General features: G+C 44.3%; 18 protein-coding genes. 4 read left to right on the forward strand and 14 right to left on the reverse strand.

Annotation, left to right across the window (positions count from 1 at the left end):
* Positions 1 to 28: 28 nt before the first annotated feature.
* Positions 29 to 1126, reverse strand: a complete 1098-nt coding sequence (locus ACSUPM_RS09655) for an aminoglycoside phosphotransferase family protein (RefSeq protein ID WP_227502406.1) — start codon at positions 1124 to 1126, stop codon at positions 29 to 31.
* Positions 1127 to 1512: 386 nt separating this feature from the next.
* On the opposite strand from ACSUPM_RS09655, the gene ACSUPM_RS09660 reads away from it, so the two are divergent.
* Together ACSUPM_RS09660 and ACSUPM_RS09665 are read left to right on the forward strand one after the other, a co-directional pair.
* On the forward strand, positions 1513 to 4560 hold the full coding sequence (locus tag ACSUPM_RS09660) for an LPS-assembly protein LptD (RefSeq protein ID WP_436879890.1): 3048 nt from the start codon (positions 1513 to 1515) through the stop codon (positions 4558 to 4560).
* A 163-nt stretch (positions 4561 to 4723) separates the two neighbouring features.
* Positions 4724 to 6133 (forward strand): peptidylprolyl isomerase, encoded by a 1410-nt coding sequence (locus tag ACSUPM_RS09665; RefSeq protein WP_436879891.1) that lies wholly within the window; start codon positions 4724 to 4726, stop codon positions 6131 to 6133.
* Positions 6134 to 6719: 586 nt separating this feature from the next.
* On the opposite strand, the gene ACSUPM_RS09670 is transcribed toward ACSUPM_RS09665, so the two are convergent.
* Positions 6720 to 7841, reverse strand: a complete 1122-nt coding sequence (locus tag ACSUPM_RS09670; RefSeq protein WP_198015400.1) for an endonuclease/exonuclease/phosphatase family protein — start codon at positions 7839 to 7841, stop codon at positions 6720 to 6722.
* Positions 7842 to 8267: 426 nt separating this feature from the next.
* Between ACSUPM_RS09670 and asd the strand changes: the two genes are divergently transcribed.
* Positions 8268 to 9401, forward strand: coding sequence for an aspartate-semialdehyde dehydrogenase (gene asd, locus ACSUPM_RS09675; RefSeq protein ID WP_025650519.1), 1134 nt, complete (start codon positions 8268 to 8270; stop codon positions 9399 to 9401).
* A gap of 79 nt (positions 9402 to 9480) precedes the next feature.
* Here the strand turns inward: asd and ACSUPM_RS09680 are convergent, their stop codons facing one another.
* Positions 9481 to 10074, reverse strand: coding sequence for an SOUL family heme-binding protein (locus tag ACSUPM_RS09680; RefSeq protein ID WP_025650520.1), 594 nt, complete (start codon positions 10072 to 10074; stop codon positions 9481 to 9483).
* Positions 10075 to 10514: 440 nt separating this feature from the next.
* Here ACSUPM_RS09680 and tgt point away from each other — a divergent pair, with 440 nt between their 5' ends.
* Complete coding sequence (gene tgt, locus ACSUPM_RS09685) at positions 10515 to 11666, forward strand: tRNA guanosine(34) transglycosylase Tgt (RefSeq protein WP_025650521.1); 1152 nt, start codon at positions 10515 to 10517, stop codon at positions 11664 to 11666.
* Between the two features lie 231 nt (positions 11667 to 11897).
* Here tgt and ACSUPM_RS09690 read toward each other — a convergent pair whose 3' ends face one another.
* The 11 genes from ACSUPM_RS09690 to pyrH form a co-directional block, all read right to left on the reverse strand.
* Entirely contained in the window at positions 11898 to 13250 is a 1353-nt protein-coding gene (locus tag ACSUPM_RS09690) for a sodium-dependent transporter (RefSeq protein WP_025650522.1), read from the reverse strand.
* A gap of 317 nt (positions 13251 to 13567) precedes the next feature.
* Positions 13568 to 14347, reverse strand: a complete 780-nt coding sequence (gene lpxA, locus ACSUPM_RS09695) for an acyl-ACP--UDP-N-acetylglucosamine O-acyltransferase (protein ID WP_201583275.1) — start codon at positions 14345 to 14347, stop codon at positions 13568 to 13570.
* 175 nt (positions 14348 to 14522) lie between these two features.
* Positions 14523 to 15032, reverse strand: a complete 510-nt coding sequence (gene fabZ, locus ACSUPM_RS09700) for a 3-hydroxyacyl-ACP dehydratase FabZ (RefSeq protein WP_227693008.1) — start codon at positions 15030 to 15032, stop codon at positions 14523 to 14525.
* Between the two features lie 98 nt (positions 15033 to 15130).
* A complete protein-coding gene (gene lpxD, locus ACSUPM_RS09705; RefSeq protein ID WP_201583543.1) occupies positions 15131 to 16147 on the reverse strand; it encodes a UDP-3-O-(3-hydroxymyristoyl)glucosamine N-acyltransferase in 1017 nt (338 codons plus the stop codon).
* A 178-nt stretch (positions 16148 to 16325) separates the two neighbouring features.
* Positions 16326 to 18749 (reverse strand): outer membrane protein assembly factor BamA, encoded by a 2424-nt coding sequence (gene bamA / locus ACSUPM_RS09710; RefSeq protein WP_201583277.1) that lies wholly within the window; start codon positions 18747 to 18749, stop codon positions 16326 to 16328.
* A gap of 264 nt (positions 18750 to 19013) precedes the next feature.
* Positions 19014 to 20390, reverse strand: a complete 1377-nt coding sequence (gene rseP / locus ACSUPM_RS09715) for an RIP metalloprotease RseP (protein ID WP_436879892.1) — start codon at positions 20388 to 20390, stop codon at positions 19014 to 19016.
* Between the two features lie 351 nt (positions 20391 to 20741).
* Positions 20742 to 21950, reverse strand: coding sequence for a 1-deoxy-D-xylulose-5-phosphate reductoisomerase (gene ispC, locus ACSUPM_RS09720; protein ID WP_201583281.1), 1209 nt, complete (start codon positions 21948 to 21950; stop codon positions 20742 to 20744).
* 185 nt (positions 21951 to 22135) lie between these two features.
* Positions 22136 to 22945 (reverse strand): phosphatidate cytidylyltransferase, encoded by an 810-nt coding sequence (locus tag ACSUPM_RS09725; RefSeq protein WP_025650530.1) that lies wholly within the window; start codon positions 22943 to 22945, stop codon positions 22136 to 22138.
* Between the two features lie 267 nt (positions 22946 to 23212).
* Entirely contained in the window at positions 23213 to 23965 is a 753-nt protein-coding gene (uppS, locus tag ACSUPM_RS09730) for a polyprenyl diphosphate synthase (RefSeq protein ID WP_201583287.1), read from the reverse strand.
* Positions 23966 to 24287: 322 nt separating this feature from the next.
* Positions 24288 to 24842: a ribosome recycling factor gene (gene frr, locus ACSUPM_RS09735; protein WP_025650532.1), complete on the reverse strand. Its 555-nt coding sequence runs from the start codon at positions 24840 to 24842 to the stop codon at positions 24288 to 24290.
* Positions 24843 to 24980: 138 nt separating this feature from the next.
* Positions 24981 to 25706: a UMP kinase gene (gene pyrH / locus ACSUPM_RS09740; RefSeq protein WP_010200240.1), complete on the reverse strand. Its 726-nt coding sequence runs from the start codon at positions 25704 to 25706 to the stop codon at positions 24981 to 24983.
* Positions 25707 to 25887: the final 181 nt, after the last annotated feature.

Here is a 25887-nt window from a genome sequence, read left to right on the forward strand (position 1 = left end):
AGTGATAGACGCAGCTTATTAGCCCTTTTTATAACGAGTCAAACTTATCTTTATAAGCCGGTAATACCGTGTCTTTTAGCCATTGATTAAATGGCAGTAGCGCTTGCTTCATCGATTCATTACCATGCTCAGCAAGCCAATTTAGCTCAAGTACTAGATCTCGCATGACTTTGGGAATATCAGCCAAATAACGGTCTTTACCATCGCGCTTAGACAAACGGATAAAAATCCCTAATACTTTGAGATGCCGCTGCACGCCCATCACATTCATATCATTTTCAAGCTGCTCAACACTATCGGCGGTGGTGAGCGCTGCTTGCTGCTGCAATTGCCAAAAGTCACGAATCCAGTCAGATATTTGATGCTCTGACCACTCAACATAAGCATCACGCAACAATGACACCAAATCATAAGTGTAAGAGCCGATCACCGCATCTTGAAAATCTATCACGCCCAAACGCGTGGGGTCGGCTTGGTCTTGCATAAGATTGCGGCTGTGATAATCACGATGCACAATCACTGCAGGCTGCTGTAAAATCTCTTGTATCAATACCGTTTTTACGTTATTCCATAAGTCCTGATTCAGCTCTACATCAATATAGGGGATAAACCAATCGCTAAATAAATCCATCTCGCGGTTCAGTAATGCTGTGTCATAATCGGGCAATTGGTGCTGCACTCTGGCAGTCTCTACTGGCACAGTCTGTAGGGAAACCAAGGTCTGCATGGCCAATTGATAATAATCGTTGATCTGTTCAGGCGTCGCCTCGACGAGTAAATGGGCAAACTCAATCGTACCAAAGTCTTGTAACACCAAAAAGCCTTTTGCCACGTCTTGCGCAACCAGCGTTGGCACATTGATGGCGGGTGTCATTAGCTTCGCAACATTAATAAACTGCTGCAAGGCGTCTTGCTCATCAGCAGAATCCATGACAATATAACGCGCAGTGTCAGCATCGTTATCAACCAATTGGATACGGTGATATTGGCGGGCACTTGCGTCACCAGGCAAACTGTCGAGCACAAACTCTCGGTCGATGAACACTTGTTGCAACCAATTCTCTAGCTGCTGTTGGCGGTTATTCCTATCGTTCAGAGTGGCATTCAGAGGGGTATTTAAAGGCATGGTATCAGTCATAGAGGGCATCGCAGGTTAAATATAAGTCATAAATCATTAAAGTAGTGATAAGTCAGGCAAAACCTTGCTAAAATAGTGGCAGCTTGATTGACAGTATCTGTTGTAATATAGGTATTGACACATAGTTTTATCAACGCGCTAAGCAATAATCTAAAAAACGGCTTGGCGATGTTATAAATTTTGGTAAATAGTGTAGCTGATTTGGTTTTTTTTGACTATGATTAGTCGTCATTATATGTAAAACACCCAAATTTTTGAGATTATATGATTAGTTCCTGATTTTTTAATCATTAATGAGCCGCTAAATATAGCTAAAATACGGCTACTAAACTAAATATCGTCATTCAATAGGCTCTGCAATCATAGGTGTGCCCTTGTTATATTCTCCGCTTTACCAAAGCATCCGTTTGGTTTTATTTGGTGCCTTAGGCTTATCAAGTTTGACCGTCAGCGCAGCACTTACCAATGCTGACGCACAGACGACCGCATCTTTGCCCGCTGATACTACCAGCAGTTATGTCTCTGACCTAACCGGCGATATCAATACCGACGCCAATACCAATGTCAACGCTAATGTCAACGCCATCAATCAAGACATTAGTTACCAGCGTGCCGCTGCGCAGAGTAGTGTTTATGAAGCAGGCGAAGAGACTGTAAATGCTGCCTCTGAGAGCAGTAATCTTGACTTAGATACTGGCAGCACCCTCGATAATGGCAATTTAGACATCACTGAAATCGCTAACAATAGTGATGACGATGCACAAGCTCAGGCACAAACGCAGAAAAAACCCTTAGCGGCTGTCAGCGACAATGATGCAATCGATACCAGTGACGAGAGTATTCAAGACAGTTTACGGCGTTTGGCAGAATTTTATGAGCTCACCCCTGATACTGACTTATCAACGCAAAACGCTAGTGACAAACCCGTAGAGTCTGAAGATGACACTATCCAGAACACCCTAACACCTGCCACGCAAACCATCCCAAAAGTAGGCAAAAACTTGCGCCTACTGCCGAATGCTGTCGATAGTGCCCAGCGCTGTGAAGGTCGATGGGTCTACCCGCAGCAAAACGCTAACTATCAACGGGCAGTCAATGAAGCCGCCATGGATAATGACCAAATAGCGACCAATCTAAGCGGTGTGGCTAACAATCAAGCGCCTTTATTTACAGAGTCTGATTATGGTTACTATGACAATGTCGACTATGCCGAGCTGTCCGGTAATGTGATTGTCGATCAGGGTACTCAGCATATCGAAGCTGACAAAATCGTACTGGACTTAAGCAATGGTGTTGCCGCTGCGCAAGGCAAAGTGATGTTCACCGATCAAGCGACTGGCGAGCAAGTAACACGTGCCAATACTCAAACCAATACTCAAAACGCAGCTACAGGCAATATCACCGATCAGGCGGCAAAAGGCGGTCTTATTGGTATCGCAGACAGTTTGGCTTATAATACCGAAACGGGACAGTCCACAGCCAATGATGTGGCATTTGCTAGCGTAGAACTCCAAGCACATGGCTATGCCAAACGCCTCAACCGACCTAACGACAGCCAGTATGAGCTTGATCAAGTCATGTTCAGTACCTGCCCACCAACTGACCGTAAATGGCAATTTGATGCCAAAAGCATTGATTTAGATACTGAGACAGGTCGCGGTAAAGCTTACAATACTACTTTCCGTATTGCAGATGTTCCGGTGTTTTATCTGCCTTATTTTAACTTCCCCATAGACAGTCGGCGTAGTACGGGGTTTTTATTACCGAATGCGAGCATCAGTAGTAAAAGCGGACTTGAGGTTGATATCCCATACTATCTCAATTTAGCGCCTAATTATGATGCGACGATCAACACACATATCTACAGCGATCGAAACCCGATGCTCGCAGGTGAGTTTCGCTATTTGACTGATAATTATGGCGAAGGGATTTTTAATGGCTCATATTTGCCGAACGACAAAGAGTATAACGACGAAGATCGTGCCAGCTTTTTTTATGATCACTATTGGTCATCAAACAGTATTCCACGCTTAAGTGGTGATGCTAAGTACAGCTATGTGTCGGATGAGGATTATATTAACGACTTTGACACCCTAGGCTTATCAGACAATACCTTAAACTTACCGCGCCGTGCTCGACTTAATTATTATAATGACTATGTCAACGGTGAGTTAAAAGTCGAAACCTTCCAAACGCTCAATGCTTTTACCGACAATGGTCAGCCATTAGAAGACAAAGACAAGCCTTATTCCCGTTTACCGCAGCTCAAACTTGACTATCGATTGCCGTGGGCAAAAAGCTTCGACATCACGGGTGTCCATGATTCTGCTTATTTCAAAAAATCTATCGACGATGGTTCTGAGAATGAAAAAAGCGGTGCGCGCATTTATAATAAACTCAGCGCCGCCTATCCAATAGAAAAATCCTGGGGTTATATCAAGCCCAAAGTCAGCCTACAACACCTATATACCTCTTATGACGAGGACAGCTTGGCAGACAACCAACTTAGTGAAGAAGATGGTAGCCAATCGGTATTTGTACCGCAAGCCAGTATTGACGCAGGTCTCAACTTCTATCAAGCAGGCTCACCTTTTGGAGCTTTTGACGATACGATGGGTGGCTATCGCCTACTAAGCCCACGCTTGAAATACACTTACTCACCATTTAAAAACCAAAACGACATCCCTAACTTTAACACTCGTATTGCTTCGATCAACTACGAGCAGTTGTTTTCGGACAGTTGGTTTTTAGGGCATGATCGCTTGCAAGATTTGCATTCTATTACCCCTGGGGTTAATTATCGTTACATCGACGCAACGGGTGTGACACGTTTTGATGGTAGCATTGCTGAGCAGTTTTATATCGATGATGGGCGCGTCACCCTTGAAAACCAGCAACCCGTTTTTAGATCTTCCTCTTCTGGAATGGTCTGGGATACCAGTACGCAACCTTATAATAATGTTTGGGTGGATGTCAGCGGCGCGCTCACTGACAGTTATGACTTGAACTATATTACGACTGAATTGCGTTATCAGCCATCAGATAACAGCTTGTTTAATATCGGATTTGTGAAGCGCCAGCGCGATGAAAATACCAATCAGTTGCCGCTATCAGCTTTTACTGCCTCAGCTGTTTTCCCAATCAATAATAGCTGGCGAGTATTGGCTCAAGGTCAATATGATTATAATCGTAATAAAATGCTCGATTCGTTGGTCGGCATCGATTATGAGGATTGCTGTTTTGGTTTTGCCGTTTATGGTCGTCGTTACTATAATGACTTGAACGTCAGAGACAAACCAACACAAGCGATTATGGCAGAGATTAGATTGAACGGTCTTGGTAGCAATAACAGCCGTTTGACACGATTGCTCGCTGATAAAGTTTTGGGCTTTGAACCTGTCCAGACTGCATGGAAAGACTAAAAAAGCGTAAATAATGCTATATTAAAGCATTGTTTTCGTTACTACTTACACAACCTTGTTCGTAATCCTATTATGGACAACCTTATACAGTATTTGCTTATTAAAAGTATTGGATAGCGTTGACCGACTACCATCCGATGCGATGACATTGATGAGGAGCATCATGAGATTTTTTTCTTTACGTCAGACCAGCCGAGCTGTACTGCTTTCTATGAGTATGAGTGCAGGCCTTGTATTTAGTTTCAGTGCCCAAGCTGCTACCGTTAATGGTGCAAAAGCACCAACGCCTAAAGCAAACGCTGCTGCTGAGCAAAGTAACGTCAATCGCTTGACCCCAGCCAACAGTACCGATGGTATCATTGCTTTAGTCAATGAAAACGCTATCTTAAAAAGCGACTTGATGGACGCAATCACCCAGACCCAAGCACGCGCCCAAGCGGCTGGTGAGCCGATTGCCAATTCAGCACAGCTACAGTCTGAAGTATTAAATGCTCTCATCTTGCGTGAACTACAACTGTCATTGGTTAAACGCGTCGGTCTAAATCCTGATGAAGCTGAGATTAATCAGCGTCTTGGTCAAATCGCTCAAGCTGAAGGGCTTGGTAGTATCGCCGCTTTGCAGCAACGCCTAGATGCCGCGCAGCCCGGAAGCTATGCGACCCTGCGTGCTAAGCTGATTGAAGATGCTGCGATTCAGTCTCTACAACAACGTCAAATCAGCAATCGTGTACGTATTAGCGAGCAGGATATCGATGCATTTTTGGCCTCTCCAGAAGCCAAGCGCCTAAACCAAAGCGAATACCAGACCGTCCATGTACGCGTGCCTTATATGGATGACTACAGCCGACTGTCAGAAGCTCAGCGTGAAGAAGCACTCAAAGTAGCACAAGCACTACGTGCGCGCTTGCTAGAGCCCAATGTCGACGTGGCTGCAGCCGTTACTGCCAGCCAAGGTAGCTACCCTATTCCAATACAAGGTGGCGATATGGGCTTTCATAAAGCCGCCGCTCTCCCGACCGAGCTATCGAGCGAGATTACCAAGCTTGATGTCGGCGCAGTAAGTGCCCCATTAGTGACGCCAGAAGGCATTGATATCATTAAGCTCGCTGATAAAAAAGACAGTGATAAAATGCTTGTGCCGCAGTGGCATACGCGTCATATCTTAATCAAAGTAGATGAGCTACAAACGGATGCGCTTGCTGAGCAAAAGATTAATGATCTGTATGAGCAACTGCGCAGCGGTGCTGACTTTGCTGGTCTGGCATCGACCTATTCAGACGACCCAGGTTCTGCAGGACGTGGTGGCGATCTAAATTGGGTAAGTGCAGACGATATGGTTGGACCGTTTGAAGCAGTGATGAAAAATACAGCAGTCGGTGATTATTCTGCGCCTTTTAAAACCCAGTTTGGCTGGCATATCCTAAAAGTAGAAGGTCAGCGCCAAGAAGATGTTAGTGAACAATATCGCCGTAGCATGGCACGTCAAGCGTTATATCAACGTCTAGCACCGCAAGCCAAAGAAGACTGGCTACAAGAGCTACGCGCCGGTGCTTACATCCAAGTACTTGGTTAATATCTTAGCAATGCGCTAATAAGTGGCATCTTAGTAAAAATAGTTGAATAAAAAGGGATATATGCCAATGCATGTACCCCTTTTTTGTATTAATAACTCATAGGTGTTTTTTCTTCTTACCTAGGAAAGCCTGTTTTTGTTCTTAGTAAATTACTTAGAAAGTTGGATATAGTGAGTGAAAAGTAATATTGATACATTATGCACTGCTGATATCATTTGATATGCTAGAAACTGCTACTTTATTTATCAGCTCATAATAATACACAAAGAAAAGCCCCGAACCTAGGGCGATTGGTTCGGGGCTTTTCTTTGTGTATTATTATTATTTCTTCCATTCTGACTTATCCTAAGTCGTAAACAGTAACTTATAAGACAGCGGGCTGACCTGTGCTTAGATTGTCACTGCCTCAACACTGCATCCTTGCCTATCCTTGTGTTGATGATTGTATTGTAGGGCAATTGGTTAAAGACCACTAGAGGCTAAAGACCTTATTTGACGTAAGCATTTGCTTACGTTTTGAGGAAGCCTATTGGCGTAGCCCTTAAGACTATAAAGGTTTAGCGAAAATACTAGGACATTCTCTAACTACGACTGCTCTGCTGCATGCTCTTTTGAGACTTTACAGCCTTCTTTTTTGCCAGCTTCGATTTTATTTTCTGTTTCTTTAACATCTTCTGCATTAGCAGTAGGAGCATTTTGCTCTTGATTGCTGGCTTCTTCTGGCTCATATTGTAAGGTCGTCATGACCGGAAAATGATCGGAGCCAATAGAGGGCATACGTCTGATATCAACCACGGTAAAGCAAGCACTATGGAAGATATGATCCAGGGCCCAACGTAAAAACGGATAATTGACATGGAAGGTATTGATAAAGTGACGACCAATACGAGGATCTAGTAGACCTGAGATACGTTGGAAGCGGCGCGTTGTCTTTGACCAAGCCACATCATTAAGATCGCCAGCAAGTATCGCCGTTTGCTCATTTTCTTTGATATGTTTGCCAACCATAAGCAGCTCTGCATCACGAGTCGTTGACTTATCCGCTTCCGTCGGGCTTGGCGGCATAGGATGCAAACAATATAACCAAATCACTCGTCCGCTTTGTAAGCGCAGCTGCGTGTGGATAGAGGGAATATCATCAATCATTAAATATTTGACTTTAGGATTTATCAGCTCAAGCTTAGAATACAGATGCATGCCGTACAGGTTATCCAGCGGTACTTTTACGGTATACGGATAGTCTGGCTCAATTTGCTGCAGGGCTTTTTCCCACTTTTTATCACTTTCTAGGGTAATTAAAATATCCGGCTGTCTTTGCTTGACTAAATCGACCAGTTTTTGCGTTTCGTCATTAGGGGTTAAGACATTTGATACCATAATTTTGAGTTGATGATCTTCGCCATCTGGCTTGTCCTTGGCACTTTGTACTTCTTTTTTCCACAATTTGGTATAAGGCAATACCATTCTCAGCTGAAAGGCCAAAGTCAGGCTTAAGACGACAAATAACAGCCACTGCCCTAGCTGCCATTGTGACCAAAATGCGAGCATGCCAACCCAAGCAACGACGCCAAGCACCATTATTTGAATACGAGGGAACTCAACGCCGCGCACCCACCAATTATCAAGAGGCAACAAACCCCAAATCGTCACAAACGCGATGAAACCAGCTAAGCACTGCGCGCCATAATATAAGAGGGAAAGATCCATAATGTGTAGTAACCGTTTATTAAGTGGATGACAAAACCAATAGTTCTTATACTCATCGCTCGTCAATGACTAACGCCTGTATGATTATCTAAGTCAATCGTAGGTGCTTACTTTAGCATTTCATAACACTATCGCCTACTATTGAGCCTTAATTATGCGCAGCTGAGCATAAAACGTTACAATTTCAACTGATGCAAAACAGTGAGCTTGTTATATTTTCCATCATTCTTGCTTGCCCTGTATGCAACATGAGCACAACCGATATGATAGCGGCCTCATAATAATAACGTAAAGTTATAGTGGGCATAGTTATTAGTGTATGAAAAACAGTCAAAATCTGCGAAAACGCCTTGCTTTTTAGGGCTATTCACGGCATTGTTATCGGCTGGCGATGCAATAAATAATGGTAAAATAGGATTAGATTTCATGAGTGATTTAACAGTAGGTTTGGTAGGCTGGCGCGGTATGGTTGGCTCAGTGTTGATACAACGTATGCAGGAAGAAAAAGATTTTGACGGTATCACGCCGGTATTTTTTTCAACCAGTAACGCGGGTGGTGATGCGCCAAGTTTCGATGGTATTCAGACCAGCCAACTAAAAGACGCTCATGATATTGATGCACTCGCTGCTTGTGATGTGATTATCACCTGCCAAGGTGGCGACTACACTTCAAAAGTCCATCAACCATTGCGTGCCAGCAGTTGGAGCGGCTATTGGATTGATGCGGCAAGCACTCTGCGTATGGAAGATGACAGCATCATCGTTCTTGATCCGGTCAATCGCAGCGTTATTGATAGCGCCCTAGCCAACGGTCAAAAAGACTTTATCGGCGGCAACTGTACAGTATCACTTATGCTGATGGCCATCGGCGAGTTGTTTAATAGAGGCTGGGTAGAATGGGTCAGCGCGATGACTTATCAAGCAGCGAGTGGCTCTGGCGCCAACAACATGCGCGAGCTCATCAACGGCATGGGTGTACTACACGATGCGGTCAAAGATGAGTTGGCTGATCCTGCTAGCGCTATCCTTGAGATTGATAAAAAAATCGCCCAAACTCAACGCTCAGATGACTTTCCTAAGCAATACTTTGGTGTGCCATTGGCTGGTAGTCTAATCCCCTATATCGACGCACAGCTAGAAAACAAACAGTCAAAAGAAGAGTGGAAAGGCGGCGTCGAAACCAATAAAATCCTTGGTAACTCTGAAGCAGATAAAATTGCTATCGACGGTATGTGTGTCCGTGTGGGCGCCATGCGCTGTCATGCGCAAGGCTTAACCATTAAGCTTAAGAAAGATATCCCATTAGAGGAAATCGAGGCGACACTAAAAAACAGTGGCAATGAGTGGTTAGACTTGGTTGAAGACGATAAAGAAGCCGCTATGAACCGCTTAACGCCAGTGGCAGTGACAGGTACTTTGACAGTAGCTTTGGGTCGCTTGCGTAAGCTGAATATGGGGCCAGAATACCTAGGTGCGTTTACCGTCGGTGACCAACTGTTATGGGGTGCGGCCGAACCATTACGCCGTATGCTAAATATCATTCGTGAGCAAAAAAGCTAAAATTTATTTCCTGAAATTTAAGCTCAAAAAAAGACAGCGCTTGCTGTCTTTTTTTGGCGTCATTTTTGATGATAAAGGATCATTTTGGCTGATAAGCAATCATCACTTCATTGCGACGCATAAAAGGTAACGTCCATGGCGGATTATAGCGGGCAAGTTCCGGCACGCCAGTAACTTTTAAATTTTGGGATTGCATCCACGTCTGCAGCTCATCGGTTTTTTCTGCTACTTTTTTGCTGCCTGCCAATCCGGAGAATTTAATAACGCCATAAGTCTGTGCCGGTACTTTTTTAATCTCAATATTTGGATTATTGGGTTTGGGCAACGTTTGCAGCGTATATTGGCTTGGCATCGTAAATTGTACGCGCCATTTGCCATCGGCTTGTTGCATACTCACTGGTGCCGTCATAGCAATTTTCTGCGAATCACCATCACTCTTTTTGTTATTAGGCTGCATCGTAACAGGCGCTGTCATGCTAATCTTACGACTGCCACCAGTTGGGGCAGTATTATTGCCAAAAATATAATCTGCTAAAATCTTAAATCCTGCACGACTGGCAGCATCTTGATCACCCATTACCCAAGTCTGTGCCACCAACTGGGCATCATAATGACGCAATTCAAAACTCTTCGTTTTTGTCAAAACGGTATAGGTAGGCTCTTCGGTCGCCATAGCTGCTCCTGATATTAGTAATAGGCTACTGAACAATGAGCTACTAAATAGCGAGCGATTAGGTAAAAAATAAGTTGCTTCGATCATGTTCTTTATCCGCCATTCATCAGCAATGTTTAGTGGTTTTAATGTTTATTCTTTACTTTAACAAGCACTGAACGACACTGTCTGTGTCTTTTGGTTGTTGTCGTAACACACGTACCAATGGATATAGAGTCAAAATATTCTAAAAAAATCTACGCTATTGCTGATATTAATTTTTTGTCGCCTCTGTCTGCGCAGGCACAGCAAGCAAAAAAAATAGATATCAGCAGTGCGTGATGTCTCGATATTACTTTTCACTGACTATATATTAATGACCCGCAAACATCGATGTCCAAAAAAATCGCTAACAATGCTATAATTAGCGCCATTTTCATAGTGTAAATAGCGGTTATCATATGCAATTTGTCTTACATAAAACAGCCAGCGGCACAACGCGTGCCCGCCGTGGTACGGTTCACCTCAATCATGGCGATGTGCAAACGCCAGCGTTTATGCCTGTCGGTACTTATGGTACGGTCAAAGGTATGCTACCACGTGATATCGAAGCCATTGGCGCTGATATCGTGCTAGGCAATACCTTCCACTTATGGTTACGCCCGGGCACTGAAGTCATCGATAAGTTCGGCGGCTTGCATAAATTTATGCATTGGGATAAGCCTATCTTGACCGATTCAGGCGGCTTCCAAGTATTTAGTTTGGGTGCGATGCGTAAAATCACCGAAGAAGGGGTCGACTTCAAATCCCCTATCGATGGCGCGAAAGTGTTTCTCTCGCCAGAAAAATCGATGCAGATTCAATATAGCTTGAACTCAGACATCGTCATGCAATTCGATGAATGCACGCCCTACCCAGCCACCCATGATGAAGCCAAAAAATCGTTAGAGCTCTCACTACGTTGGGGACAGCGCTGCGTTGATGAACATAATAGGCTAGGCAGCACCAATGCCCTATTTGGCATCATCCAAGGCAGTATGTATGCCGATTTGCGTCAGCAATCACTCGAAGGCTTGCTCGATATCGGCTTTGATGGTTATGCCATCGGTGGTCTGTCTGTTGGTGAGCCAAAGGACGAGATGATGGATGTCTTAGATTATATCCCAGACGCCATGCCAGCAGACAAGCCGCGCTACCTAATGGGCGTGGGCAAGCCTGAAGATATCGTCGAAGCAGTCCGTCGCGGCGTAGATATGTTTGACTGCGTCATGCCGACTCGTAACGCGCGTAACGGTCATTACTTCGTGACAGGCGACTTAGACAATGCAGGTGTCGTCCGTATCCGTAACAGCCAATATCGCAATGATGAAGGCACATTAGACCCAGAGTGCGACTGCTATACTTGTCAAAACTTTAGCCGTGCTTATTTATACCATCTTAATAAATGTAAAGAGATGCTAGGCGCGCAGTTGGCGACTATTCATAACTTGCGTTATTACCAACGTCTGATGCAAGGTATTAGAGATGCTATCGAACAAGACGCCTTCGATGAGTTCGTCATCGGATTCTATAGCAAGCGTGGACAAACGGTTCCTGAGCTAAACTTACGCTAATCGTATTTTTGGAACAGTTATATAGTCAAAATATCCTAAAAACGCAATGGTATTGCTAGGGTCTGCATAAGCACAGCAAGCAAGAAAAACGGATATCAGCAATTCGTGATGGTTCGATACTACTTTTCACTGACTATACATACAAAAAGGGCTTAAGAATTATCTTAAGCCCTTTTTGTTGCTTATCATCTTTAAAGCTAGTGATTTAAATACTTTGAATTCGTATAAATCCTAGCCCATTAACGTAGTAATAAAGACCACGATAACGGCGATTGGCGCGACGAACTTAGCAACGATTTGCCAAAGCTGCCACATTCCATTAGATAGACCCAGCTCCTGTTGAATCGTACGCTGATCCATTTTCCAGCCAACGAAAATAATACCCGCAAGACCTGTCAGCGGTAATAGGAATTTACTGGTAAGCTTATCTAAAGCATCAAAGATACCATTACCCATAATGGTAAATTCAGACCATAGATTAAACGATAACAATGCCGCAACACCCAGTAGCCAAATCACCGTACTAGCAACGACTGTGGCCATCATACGATTCATCGATGTCCGCTCTTCCAAGAACTCAACCGTCGGTTCAAGTAAAGAGACAGATGAAGTAATAGCAGCGAAGGTAATCAATAAGAAGAATAAGGTTCCAAGAATTGTGCCTGCGCCCATACTACCAAAAGCAATCGGTAAACTGACAAAAATAAGGCCAGGACCTGAAGCCGGATCGAGACCATGACTAAAGATAATTGGGAAGATAGCCAGACCTGCAGCTAGTGCAATGACTGTATCCAAAATAACCACGGTTCGTGCTGTTTTGAGCAAGTTTACTTCGCGGCCCAAATAAGAGCCATAAGCCACCATAATACCCATACCAATGGACAGGGTGAAGAAAGCATGGCCCAAGGCTGCGAGCATAACGTCAGCGGTGAGCTTGCTAAGATCTGGTGTGAACAAGTAAGCCACTGCCTCACCAAAGCCACCATTGATCACGTTATAACCAACCATGATGAACAAAATCAAGCCCAACAATGGCATCAAAATCTTAGCAGTTCCTTCAATACCTTTGGTGACACCAATTCCAACGATTAAAGCAGTCAGCGCCATAAATACGGTATGCCAAACAGTCAGCGTACCAGCTGAGGCGAGCATCGCATCAAAGGTTGCAGCAACAGAATCGCTGTCTTGACCAGCGAAGCTACCGCTTGCGACTTTAGTAATATAATTCAGCGCCCAGCCACCAATCACACTATAAAAAGATAGGATCAAAAAGCCGCCTAAAATACCAGTGGCACCAACAATACCCCAACTGCGTGACTTGCCTTCGCTTGCGGCGACATCAGCGAAAGTATTAATAGGGTTTTTTTGCCCACGGCGACCGACCAACCATTCTGCGACTAATATTGGAAAACCAACCAGCGCGATACAGAATAAATACGCAATAACGAAAGCTGAACCACCGCTTTCACCAACCATATATGGGAACTTCCATATGTTTCCTAAACCAACTGCCGAGCCTACTGCCGCCAGTACGAAGCCAAAACTTGAGCTCCACTGCGCATGTTCTTGTTTATTGATAGCCATTTTGCCGTCCTCATGCTTCAATTAATGCTGCTTATAATCATCCGTGATTATTATAATTAGCTGCTGATATAACAGGCTACTTAATTAACGCCTCAATGTGACGCGCCTAGCAACATTATGAAAGAATTGTTTACAATATCGTAAACGCTCAGTTTCTGCTAAGCGACCAAAAAAGTCAAGTAGTCATAAATATAAAAAGCCATAACAATTGGTTATGGCTTTTTGACAGTTTGACGCTAATTAACAACAGTTTGGTATATCGACTGTTCGAGATTGAAACACCACAAATTGCTGTTTCTACAATAGCTCGTGTTTGGTTAGCGAACGACGCCGCGACGGCTTTTTTGTAAGGAATCAATGAGCAATTGAATCTTTGGCTCTTTTGGCAATAGCTCTTGCTTTAAGACTTCAAGCGCTTGAGCGGTCGTTAACCCGGATCTAAAAATCGTGCGATACGCTTGGCGCAAGGTATCAATCGTGTGCTTAGACCAGTCTTTTCGGCGCATTCCTTCGACATTGAGACCATGTGCCTTTGCTGGATTGCCTGATACCATGGTAAAAGCGGCCACATCCTTCAAAATCAAACTGGCACCACCGACCAAGCTATAGTCATCAACGGTACAAAACTGATGAATACCTGAGTTACCACCAATTATCGTATGATCGCCAATGGTTACATGACCAGCTACGCCGACGTTATTGGCCAATACATTGTGATCGCCAATCACACAGTCGTGAGCCACATGCGTATTTACCATCAGCAAGTTGTGACTACCAATTTTGGTAAGCTCACCATCCTGCGCAGTACCACGATGCAAACTACAAGCCTCACGAATGGTATTATGATCGCCAATTTCAAGCCAAGTACGCTCACCAGCATACTTTAAATCCTGTGGATCCTCACCAATGCTAGCAAACTGATAAAATTGATTATGGCTGCCAATACGCGTCAGTCTTGCCACGACGACATGGCGATGCAGCGTGGTATGTGCACCAATCGTTACTTCGTCACCGACAATACAATAAGGACCAATGATAGCAGTCTCATCAATCTGAGCGGACGGTGAGATGAGTGCTGTTGGATGGATCTGACTCATAATTTGGACCTTTGTATCATCTGATGCAAGTAAATAGTAAAACAAATACCACTAATGTAGCGTTATAAATTAAGCCAATACCCGTTCAGATTATAAGTGAGTTTTGCTATTAACAATATGGGCGGCAATCTTTACGCAGTTTAGCCAGTGGTTATCTCGAAATAATAACGATAAGCTACTGCTCTTGACGGGCAATCATCACCTGAGCACTCGCTGCAAGCTCATTTTCGACATGAACCGTACAATCAAACTTATAGATACCACGCTTTTGCATAACTGTTTTGGCTTGGATAATCAGCTGATCGCCAGGAATGACGCGGCGTTTAAAACGAACCTTATCCACCCCTGCAAACAGATATAAATAACCATCTTCGGCAGTCAGTCCCGCGCTAATAAAGCCCAATACACCTGAAACTTGCGCCATACATTCTACCATCAATACCCCTGGCATAATCGGCTCATCCGGAAAATGACCATTAAAAAACTCTTCATTAATGGTCACGTTTTTGATACCGGTAATGCATTCGCCAGGCTGGCAGGCAATAATCTTATCTACCAACATAAAAGGATAACGATGCGGCAAATAATGCTTAAGCGTATGATAAGTTAACGGCAACGTGAGACCTTGCTCTGCCAAGCTTTTAATGTCTTCATCCGTCGGTATATCGATATGGCTGCTGCTCATAATGACGCTTCCTTGCTCTATTTAAAAAACTCTATTTAAAAAGCTGTGTTTAAAGATGATCTGTTTAAAAATTTATGGCTAAAGGACTTGCATGAACGCTACTCATTACCAAGCTGACGAAAGCGCACCGCGGCACGGCGCCATTTAGCTGTTGGCATTGCTGCTGTTCCAGAGGAGTACGATCCAGCGACCTTAATGGACTTGGTCACCATGGTCATTCCTGATAACGTCACATCGTCGGTGATATTGATATGACCAGTGATACCGACTGCCCCGCCGATAATGCAGCGTTTACCAATACTCGTACTGCCCGCGATAGCCGTTTGAGCAGCGATGGCGGTACCATCACCGATACGGACGTTATGGGCAACTTGTACGAGATTATCAATAATAACATGATTGCCAATTACTGTGTCATCAATGGCGCCGCGATCAATACAAGTTTGGCTGCCAATGCGCACATGGTCACCGATGATTACCCGACCAAGCTGAGCAATACGCTCCCAACCCGTTACGCTAGGATTGCTGGTCGGGGCAAAGCCAAAACCTTCAGAGCCTATGCTAACACCAGCATGCAGCCTAACATGACTACCAATAATACAATCATGACCAATGACGACTTGCGACTGAATAAGGCAATCAGTACCAATACGACTATAGGGTTCGACGACCACATGAGCCTCAAGACGACTACGAGCGCCAATGCTCACATTGTCGCCAATCACACAAAACGGACCAATAGTGACCTCTTCACCAATGACCGCACTATCCGCAATGACCGCGCTAGAGTGGATACCAGCACAGGGGATTTGACGGGCAAATAACTGGCTGGCACTGGCATAAGCCAAATAAGGCGCTGCCACTATCAGCGCTATAGATGCTGCTGGTACTTGGTCACGGTATTCAGCGGTGACGAACACGGCTGCTGCCTGAGTATTGGTCAAACTAGAGATATAATGAGGGTCTGCCAAAAAGCTTAATTGGGCATCGTTAGCAGTGGTTAAGCTACCAACACTATCGAGTGTTAGCTGTAACTGTTCAGCGCTAAGCTCGGCTTTATTAGCAATAGGCTGACGCTGCTCAATCCGCGTGATAAGTTGCTCAATCGTTATCATAGTTGGCATTAATATTAGGATTAATAAAAGGGTCGTCAAGTTAAAGTATCAACTCAACGACCTATGAAGATTTGATTTTTTATTGGTTTATGGTATTGATTCAATAGAAGCCATCAACCAATTTAAAAAATACCGGTAACTTAAGGGGTGCTAGATGACTTAAAGCATACTAAGCTCTTTAGAACGTACTACCAATCTGGAACTGTACTTTCTCAGTCTGATCACCTTCTTTGTCACCAATCGGTACCGCATAACTCAGTGAAATTGGACCGATTGGTGTGTACCACGTTATACCTGCACCCGCACTAAAGCGTAAGCTATTATCTTGCGTCAATAATGGCACGCCGGTATCAGTCCCGTTATTAGGGTTGATAAAGGTACGATCTTCTTTATCCGTAGTGTCAAATACCTGACCACCTTCGGCGAACAGTACTGGACGTACTTGATCTGCCCAGTCACCCTTAAATGGTACTGGTAAAATCAATTCACTACCGAAGCTGACTAAAGCATTACCACCAATTTCTTCATCTCTAAAGCGTCTGTCATCATTGATCGCATCAAAATAGCCTTGCGACTTAGGACCCAATGTCGATGCCTCATAACCACGCACCGAACCATAACCACCAGCATAGAAGTTCTCGTAGAATGGCAAATCATTACCATAACCGAGTTTGGTATAACCGCGTGCTATTACATCTTTATAGATAGGATAATATATGTTGCCGCGATAGATAAGCTTCTGGTAGCTGGTATCACCTAGACCAATCGTTGCATCGACCGTATGACTCATCCCTTTAGTCGGAAATACTGGACGATCTAGCGTGCTGTAATCCCAGCCAAATAGCAAGTTATAGGTTTGATAGTCATTTTTGAAGCCAGTACGACCCGAGTCAGCCCCTTCGTTATTGACGAAGTTTTCAAACGAACCACCATCATCGATGATCTGCTGAACGTTTGATACCCCAAGAAAGCGACCGCCACGTACTGAAGTTTTATCGACGTTTAGACCGGCACTAACCCGCTTGGTTTCATCAACAGGATAGCTATAGTTCAGCGTGGCACCATAAGAGTCGGTGACATAGTTACTAACGTTTCTATCATCGAATTTGGTCTCACGATAATAACCACTTAGACCCTGCGAAACACCATTTTCCGTAAAGTACGGATCGGTATAACCTAAGCTATAAGAGTCGCGGGTTTCTGAACGCGATAGCGCTGCTTTAACACGGTTACCGGTACCCATGAAGTTATTTTGCGTCAAGTCTAACTGGAACGTGACACCGCCACTCTGTGAGTAACCGGCGGCAATCGTTGAGCTACCAGAAGGCTGCTCTTCAACCGTAAAATTCACATCCATTTGATCTGGCTGATTGGGTACTGGCTTGACATCGACATTGACTGCTTTAAAGAAGCCGGTACGCATCAGACGCGTACGTGACAACTGAATTTTTTCGCTAGAGGCAAGCGCGCCTTCTAACTGACGCATTTCACGACGCAGCACGACATCCTGAGTTTTGGTGTTACCCGTGAAGTTGATACGGCGTACGTAGATAGGGCGTGCTGGATCGATATAATAATCGACATCGACCATTCTCGTCTCGTCATTGATACGTGGTACCGGTCGAATTTGTGCTAAATAGTAACCTTCGTTACCATAACGGCTCTTTAAAGAGGCAGTCGTTGCATCAAGCTTGGCTTGTGAATATTTTTCATTGGGTGCAAAAGTAACCAGTTCTTTAAGCTCATTGGTCTCAAATGTCGGCTTGCCTAGGAAATTCACTTCCCCAAACTGATATTGCTCGCCTTCACTCAAGCTGACTTCGATAAAGACGCTGCGCTTGTCTTCACTGATATTAAGGACTGCATTGTCAACGTTAAAACGCACATAACCATCATTTTGATATAAGGCTTTTAAATTCTCTAAGCTGGCGGCCAGCTTTTCTTTAGCGTAGCGGTCAGACTTAGACAGCAAACGCGTCCATGACGATTCTTTGACAGCAAAAACGTCTTTAATCTGCTCATCACTAAAGTGCTTATTACCAATGATATTGATATCGACAACTTTGGCGGGTTTACCTTCGATAAAGCGCACATCAAGCTTGACGCGATTACCATCTAATAATGTCTGATCGACTTCGATATTGCTATTGTAATAACCTTGACTAATATATTGCTGTTGTAGCTCGTTGGCAACACCTTGCAAGGTCGCTTGCTTTAGCACATCACCCACAGACAAACCAGCGTTACCAAGCCCTTGCTCAAGCCCTTCTTTTGGGATAAGTTTATTGCCTTCAAAGTTGACTTCAGCGATGATAGGACGCTCGACGACATCAAAGCGCAGCTTGCCACCTTCGACACGACTTTGAATATCAGCGAAGTTTTCAGTCGCATATAGTGCCTTAATACTGGCGGCCAAACGACTATCATTAACCGTATCACCCACCGAAATCGGCAAAACTGGATAGAGACTATCAGGAGTTAGGCGTTGTAGACCATTAAAGCCGATATCAGTGACCACAAATTCTGCAGCCTGCACCGGCATACTCATCATTGCTACAACTAACGGCAACCCAGCCGCGCTCATAAATAAAGGCGTACGCATAAACACTATCCGTCAATAAAAAACTTGCTTAAGTTAAGGTAAAAAGCACGTGTTGTCTAGCCCATTTCGCATAAAGTCGAAAAACTTCAGCACGGCAGACTCAGGACACTTTATATAAAACGCATCATAAAATAAACTAAAAAATAAAATTAGTACAGTAGCGGTAATAGAAAACAAGCGCCGTATTACATGAACTGCCTGCGCTGTAGCAGCATGCAAGCATTAAACCATCATGCTCTAGTTAAGAAATCGTCGCATTATTTATCAAAACAGCCGACTGATATCATTACCAATTGCTAACACCATGAAACCTGCCAGCAAGAGTAAACCGATATTTAGACCGACCATTTGCACGCCTTCAGACAGGGGTTTACCGCGTATCAGCTCAATAAGATAGTAGACAATATGTCCACCATCTAATACTGGAATGGGCAAAAGATTCAAGACTGCAAGGCTCAAACTGATCAACGCTGCTGTCGATAACACCATCTGCCAGCTAATATCAAAGCTTTGTTTAGCGACTTTCGCAATGGTAATCGGACCTGATAAATTCTCCAAACCTATCATACCAGACAGCATCTTGCCCATTGAGCTGACCGTCATGACGGCTAACTGCTCCGTTTTCTCAAACGACTTAATCAATGACTCACCCGGGCCATATACGATGGTGGTTTTATAGGCATCGGGAATGACAATCTCAGACTGCGCCACCATAGCACCAATCTGTCCAAAGTCATTACCTAGATTGTCTTTTTTACCTTGCGGCATAATCTGAAGCTGTACGGGTTTACCCTCACGCAATACGGTGAAATTAAGCAAAGTCTCAGGATTGTCACGGATGATACGGGTGACACTGATCCAATCTTTGATTTCTGTATCATTGATAGCCGTAATGAGATCACCAACTTGCAGACCTTGACGACTGGCAGCACCATCAGCACTCAAATCGCTAACGATTGGTTCAATCTGCGGCTGCCATGGTAGCATGCCAAAGCTGGTTAGCGCGTCTTTACCTTGCGATGCGCCTTGCATAAATGCTTGGACAGGTGCTTGATAAGTTTTCGTTGTATTGGAAGCCTGTGACTCTGATTGCAAGGTAATGCTGACATTATCAGTCTCGCCCATTCGTCCAGCAAGGCGATAATTGATACCTTCCCACGTTTGTACCTCATGGCCGTCAATCGCGACGATTTTATCACCAACGGGTAACTGCGCCATAGCCGCTGGTGTATCGGGTAATACTTCACCAATCTTCGTCGCCAACTGCTCTGATGGCGTCATAAATAACACCCAAAACAACGCAATCGCGATAACAAAGTTCATGATAGGGCCAGCGGCAACGATGGCAATCTTTTTTAGTGGATGTTGACGATTAAAGGCCAAATGTAGCTCATCTTTGGCTACCGCGCCTTCACGCTCATCCAGCATCTTGACATAACCACCCAACGGCAGCGCTGAGATACGATAATCAATACCGCTCTTTTTGCTCGTCCAGCCAAAAAGCTTGGGGCCAAAGCCGATAGAGTATGTCAGCACCTTGACGCCGCAGAGCCTTGCGACAATATAATGACCCCATTCGTGTAAGGCAATAAGCGGACCTAAGACAAATATTGCCGCAAGCAGCGTTAATAAAAACGTCATGATCTTTTCTCAGTGTTTTCTCTTAGCATCTTCTATTAATATCGTTTTTAAACTAGGGTCTGTTGAACATTCAAATGTGGTACTGGCAGCGTCTATTTTTTAGACAATACGCAGTGAAATTTTTGACGCCTAGTCGTTCTAGGGTAGATAATTTCGCCATGTATTGGCAAAAAATAGTCCTGCCCTGAAAGGCTGATGCTAAAATCACCCCAAACGTTGTTGTAAACCTAGCTAAGGTCTCGACATTATCGTCGGTTTACGCCTGATTTGATAAAACGTTTGAGACGATTTTAGCAATCAGCAGTCCTAATATTTGAATGTTCAACAGACCCTAAGAAACTCTTGCTACGATTATGCCAACTTTGCCACAAGTTTGTCAGTAAGATGGCGCGCTATCTTATCAATTGTTAATATATCTTCTATGTCAGCCGTGTCGCTTAATGGTGGTACCTGTATATCATCTAAGGCTTGCTCATTAATATCGGCAATATCCGTCAAACGAATCTGACCGTCCAAAAATGCAGCGACGGCAATCTCATTAGCAGCATTGAGTACAATCGTTGCCTGTGTGCCTGCTTGCATAGCTTGACGGGCAAGACGCAAGCACGCAAACTTCTGCAAATCAGGCTGAATAAACTCTAGAGCACTTAATGCAAATAAATCTAATGGCTGCGAGCCACTATCGATACGGGCAGGGTAACTGAGGGCATGGGCAATCGGGGTTTTCATATCTGGGCTGCCGAGCTGCGCTAAAAAGCTGCCATCGCTATATTCTACCATTGAGTGGATGATACTTTGTGGATGAATGACGACATTTATCTTATTTTCTGGTAGATCAAATAAATGACAAGCCTCTATCAACTCAAGCCCCTTATTCATCATCGTTGCTGAGTCGACCGATATCTTTTGGCCCATCGACCAGTTGGGGTGTTTGACCGCTTCAGCGACGCTGGCTTGCTGCATCTGGGCAAATGACTGCTGCAAAAATGGCCCGCCTGATGCGGTTAACCATAGCTTACGAACACCATGGTTTGGCTGATGAATTTGAGTGTTGTCTTGTTGAATAGCGAGCGGCAAACACTGAAAAATCGCATTATGCTCAGAATCGAGCGGTAGCAAGGTAGCATTGTGCATTTTAACGGCATTAATCATTACCTGACCGGCCATTACCAGCGCTTCTTTATTTGCCAGTAAAATACGCTTACCTGCCCGTGCGGCGGCTAAGGTAGAAGGCAGACCAGCTGCGCCAACAATAGCAGCGACAACGGTATCGGTTTGCGTATCAGTAGCAATATCGACCAGTCCTGCTGCCCCGCCTACCACATCGATATCAAGACCTGCTGCGCTAAGACGCTCAGCAAAATCATCGACTGCAGCTGTCGGCACGCTGACACGCTTGGGCAAAAACTGCTGGCAAAGCGCAAACAATTTGTCTAAGCGGTGATAGCCTGATAGCGCATAGACTTGATAATTAAGCGGTTGCGCCGCCAAAATTGCTAGCGTGCTATCGCCAATCGAGCCTGTTGCGCCTAGTACGGCGATGCGTTGTGTCATAACCATCAGTGCCCACAATATTGTTACTGTTAAAATTTAAATAAAAAATCAGGAAAGTTAATAAGGTATGAATGATAGAAAAGCATCGATGCTAGATTATGTCGATGCTTTATTATAATAATAATTAATAAGACTGAGCTATTGGCAAAAACCAATTCATTCACGTGTACCAATTAGCCTGCATTAGTTTCTTAAACGACGATGAAGCCCAGCTGCTGTATCGCCCAAAAGCCAAGCGCAAATATTGGCGTCGCAGATAATAGCGAATCAATACGGTCAAGTATCCCGCCATGCCCCGGTAATATCGTTCCTGAGTCTTTTACATCAGCGCGGCGCTTGAGCATTGATTCAAACAAATCACCGAGTACAGAGGCGAGAATAGTGATGGCTGATAGCGACACAAATGCGATTAACGGTACACCAGTTAATTGTAGTTTGAAGACACTAATAACAACAACCACGAGCAGACCAGTCACAAGACCGCCAGCCAGCCCTTCCATACTCTTATTGGGAGAGACATTCGGTGCCATTTTGCGGCGACCGAGCTTACGTCCAACAAAATAAGCACCACTATCGGCACACCATACCAGCAAGAATACGTAGAGTAGCCACCATGCTGATAGCTGCCACAAATAAAACATAGCAGTGATCGATGCTGTCAGAATCACAGCGCCCATCAGTGCTAGCTTCCTACCATACCAATTGGTATGGGTTGGGAAAACGCGCACCCAAGATAGTGCCATCAGCCATATAGCCAGTGAAGCCACCCACCAAAACAGCCAAGTCACTTTAAACATTAGCGACACTAAAGTCAGTACCAATACCAATACCACAAACACCGCAGGCTGGCGCCACTTTGGCATCAGCTTGGTCCACTCATGCGCCGCGATAATCACACCAATGGCCAATAATGGAGCAAACAAAATAGGAGTTTGGCTCGCAAACATTGCAATACCAACGATAATAACGAGAACAATTGCCGTCTTAATTCGTTGCCACATACTTGTCGAACCTTATAATAATGAAAAATGTCTGGTCAAAGAGTGCATTATAGCAGCTAATCTACATTAGCCTACTAATCGCGATCGAGGCTAATTAAAGCGCTTTGTCATTTCACAAGCAAGTAATACTAATGGCTTGGTAGATTTTTGAGCATCTATTCTTTGAACACAGTAATTATCTGAATCAATAAATGCCAGCGAGTATTCTACTGATTTAATCATGAGCCACTTGACAGTGAGCAATGTAATACTGATAAATGAATAACGCTAGCGCTGCTCTGTCACTATCTGCTCGCTGGTTTTGCCAAAGCGCCGTTGGCGCTGAGCGAACTCTGCAACCATCGCTGCCAACTCATCGGCGGCAAAGTCTGGCCATAGGGTTTGAGTAAAGAACAGCTCAGCATAAGCTGATTGCCATAATAAAAAGTTAGAAATTCGATATTCACCGCCCGTCCGCACCAGCATATCGACTGCGGGTGCATCCGCTAATTGCACATATTCGCCAAGCATTTCTTTACTGATATTTTCAGCACGCAACTCCCCTGCTGCTACTTGCTGCGCCAGTTGTTTTGCCGCATTGGCAATGTCCCACTGACCACCATAGCTAATGGCGATTACCAAGGTCATCGCTTCAAAGTCAGCGGTTTTTGCCTCGGCATCTAACATCAATGCTTGCAACGCTTCACTAAGCTGACTGCGATCACCAATAAAACGCAAGCGAATGCGATATTTTTGCATGCGCGGCAATTGCTCATTAATCGTTAAGCTCAACAAATGCATCAGCAAAGCCACCTCGCTCGGTGGACGTTGCCAATTCTCACTAGAGAAGGCAAAGACGGTTAGCACTTCAATGCCCGTGCTAACGCAATATTCGACAATGGGATCTAGCGCATCTTTACCCGCCACATGTCCTTGGCCTTTGCCGAGCGCATTGGCTTTACCATAGCGATTATTACCATCCATAATGATGGCGATATGGCGAGGAATGAGGGCAGGAGCCAAAACGGTGGGAGTAGACATGGGCGATACGACTTATTGTTGAGGTAGAATAATGTGCTGAAGTAAAACAATCATAACGCGCTCTATCGCATTAAAAAAGCATAATGCCAAATATTCATAAACTTATCATAAACCAGTCTAGCAATTGGGCTAATGACGATTGGCAAATAATTAAAACAACTCTGTAATGCTTAGTGTTTTTATCATCACAGTCTATATAGCAATAGACAGCCAATAGTGATTGACCATTAGCTGTCTATTATTATGATATTGTCTGCATTAAAAGACTTAATTTTTAAGCGCTTGGTTTATTTTTATAAAAAAAATAAACCAAAGACGGTACTTAAACGTCCATCAAATCGCTTTCTTTTTTGCTCAGGCGACCATCGATAGTTTCGATGTACTTGTCAGTGATTTTTTGAATATCATCACTGGCGCGGCGCTCGTCATCTTCCGAGATTTCTTTTTCTTTGGCCAGCTCTTTGATGTCATTCATCATATCGCGGCGGATATTACGGATAGAAACACGGCTGTTCTCAGCTTCTCCGCGCGCAAGCTTTTGCATATCGCGGCGCGTGTCTTCGGTCAATGCCGGCATCGGTACACGAATCACATCGGCCGTCATTGGGTTCAGACCCAAATCAGCTTCACGAATGGCTTTATCAATCGCTTGTACCATGGTACGGTCGAACGGCTGTACCAATAACGTGCGCGAGTCTTCAACGTTGACACTAGCAACTTGGTTAAGCGGTGTAGGAGCACCATAGTAGCTGACCATCACCCCTGACAACATGCCTGGATGCGCGCGACCAGTACGAACTTTACTAAAGGTACTCTCAAGCGCTTCCAAGGTCTTTTGCATACGCGCTTCGCCGTCTTGCTTAATCTCTTTGATCATCATGTATCCTTATTTATCGCTATCGACAAATCATTCATTATTGTTAGTTATAAAAATTTATTAAGGTAAAAATTATTAAGGTGTTTGCTGTTATATGAATTATCACTTCATATAGCAGTCATGCCAACGCTTGCTATATTAATGAAAAACGCGTGTGCCTTCGTTTTCGCCCATAATGACATTTAATAACGCATTAGGCTTGGTCATATCGAACACTTGTAGCGGCACGTTGTGCTCACGGCATAAGGCAATGGCAGTTAAATCCATAACGCCAAGCTTTTGTTCTAACACTTCATCAAAGGTCAGGCCATCATACTTAACCGCGTCGTCATGTAAGCTTGGGTCTTTATCATAAACCCCATCTACTTTGGTGGCTTTTAAAATCAAACCTGCTTCGATTTCAATACCGCGCAGGCAAGCAGCCGTATCAGTGGTAAAGAAGGGATTGCCCGTACCTGCGACAAAGATACACACTTCGCCATTTTTTAGGTAGCGAATCGCATTACGGCTGCTATAGCTTTCAGTAACTTCACCAATAGGTAAGGCTGACATCAAGCGTGTTTTAATATTGCGACGCTCAAGCGCATCACGCATTGCTAGACCGTTCATAACCGTCGCTAGCATACCCATTTGATCGCCAGTGACGCGGCCAACCAAGCCTTCTTTTTGCAGCTGGGCACCGCGATATAAGTTACCACCACCGACCACGATACCGACTTGCACCCCAAGCCCTCGCAAATGCGCGATAGACAAGCTCATCTTATCGAGCACTTCGGTATCAATACCCATGTCTTTGCTACCGGCTAAGGCTTCACCAGAGAGTTTCAGCAAGATACGAGAGTAACGCGGGTTTTTGTCAGACATGAGGTCACCTTATTTCGTTAAATTATAATTAAAATTATCGGTAAAACACAAATACAGTTAGCCTTGCAATTTACCTACCGCCCCATACTGGGTGATCAGTGTGTAAAAAGGCTAAATTGCGCTAATTGTAGCAAAAACTGCCTATCATTGGGCAATTTTCACTCACCTATTATCGTAGTCA

This window comes from Psychrobacter okhotskensis (genome assembly GCF_965638355.1).
Classification (GTDB): Bacteria; Pseudomonadota; Gammaproteobacteria; order Pseudomonadales; family Moraxellaceae; genus Psychrobacter; species Psychrobacter okhotskensis.

Excerpts from the sequence above, each read along its gene's own strand:
- bamA (WP_201583277.1), bottom strand. The coding sequence starts at position 18,749 with ATGCGTACGCCTTTATTTATGAGCGCGGCTGGGTTGCCGTTAGTTGTA.
- ACSUPM_RS09725 (WP_025650530.1), bottom strand. The coding sequence starts at position 22,945 with ATGTGGCAACGAATTAAGACGGCAATTGTTCTCGTTATTATCGTTGGT.
- ACSUPM_RS09670 (WP_198015400.1), bottom strand. The coding sequence starts at position 7,841 with ATGGATCTTTCCCTCTTATATTATGGCGCGCAGTGCTTAGCTGGTTTC.
- ispC (WP_201583281.1), bottom strand. The coding sequence starts at position 21,950 with ATGGTTATGACACAACGCATCGCCGTACTAGGCGCAACAGGCTCGATT.
- ACSUPM_RS09690 (WP_025650522.1), bottom strand. The coding sequence starts at position 13,250 with ATGGCTATCAATAAACAAGAACATGCGCAGTGGAGCTCAAGTTTTGGC.
- tgt (WP_025650521.1), top strand. The coding sequence starts at position 10,515 with ATGCAATTTGTCTTACATAAAACAGCCAGCGGCACAACGCGTGCCCGC.
- pyrH (WP_010200240.1), bottom strand. The coding sequence starts at position 25,706 with ATGTCTGACAAAAACCCGCGTTACTCTCGTATCTTGCTGAAACTCTCT.
- ACSUPM_RS09665 (WP_436879891.1), top strand. The coding sequence starts at position 4,724 with ATGAGATTTTTTTCTTTACGTCAGACCAGCCGAGCTGTACTGCTTTCT.
- fabZ (WP_227693008.1), bottom strand. The coding sequence starts at position 15,032 with ATGAGCAGCAGCCATATCGATATACCGACGGATGAAGACATTAAAAGC.
- lpxA (WP_201583275.1), bottom strand. The coding sequence starts at position 14,347 with ATGAGTCAGATCCATCCAACAGCACTCATCTCACCGTCCGCTCAGATT.
- asd (WP_025650519.1), top strand. The coding sequence starts at position 8,268 with ATGAGTGATTTAACAGTAGGTTTGGTAGGCTGGCGCGGTATGGTTGGC.
- ACSUPM_RS09655 (WP_227502406.1), bottom strand. The coding sequence starts at position 1,126 with ATGCCTTTAAATACCCCTCTGAATGCCACTCTGAACGATAGGAATAAC.
- frr (WP_025650532.1), bottom strand. The coding sequence starts at position 24,842 with ATGATCAAAGAGATTAAGCAAGACGGCGAAGCGCGTATGCAAAAGACC.
- uppS (WP_201583287.1), bottom strand. The coding sequence starts at position 23,965 with ATGTCTACTCCCACCGTTTTGGCTCCTGCCCTCATTCCTCGCCATATC.
- lpxD (WP_201583543.1), bottom strand. The coding sequence starts at position 16,147 with ATGATAACGATTGAGCAACTTATCACGCGGATTGAGCAGCGTCAGCCT.
- rseP (WP_436879892.1), bottom strand. The coding sequence starts at position 20,390 with ATGACGTTTTTATTAACGCTGCTTGCGGCAATATTTGTCTTAGGTCCG.
- ACSUPM_RS09680 (WP_025650520.1), bottom strand. The coding sequence starts at position 10,074 with ATGGCGACCGAAGAGCCTACCTATACCGTTTTGACAAAAACGAAGAGT.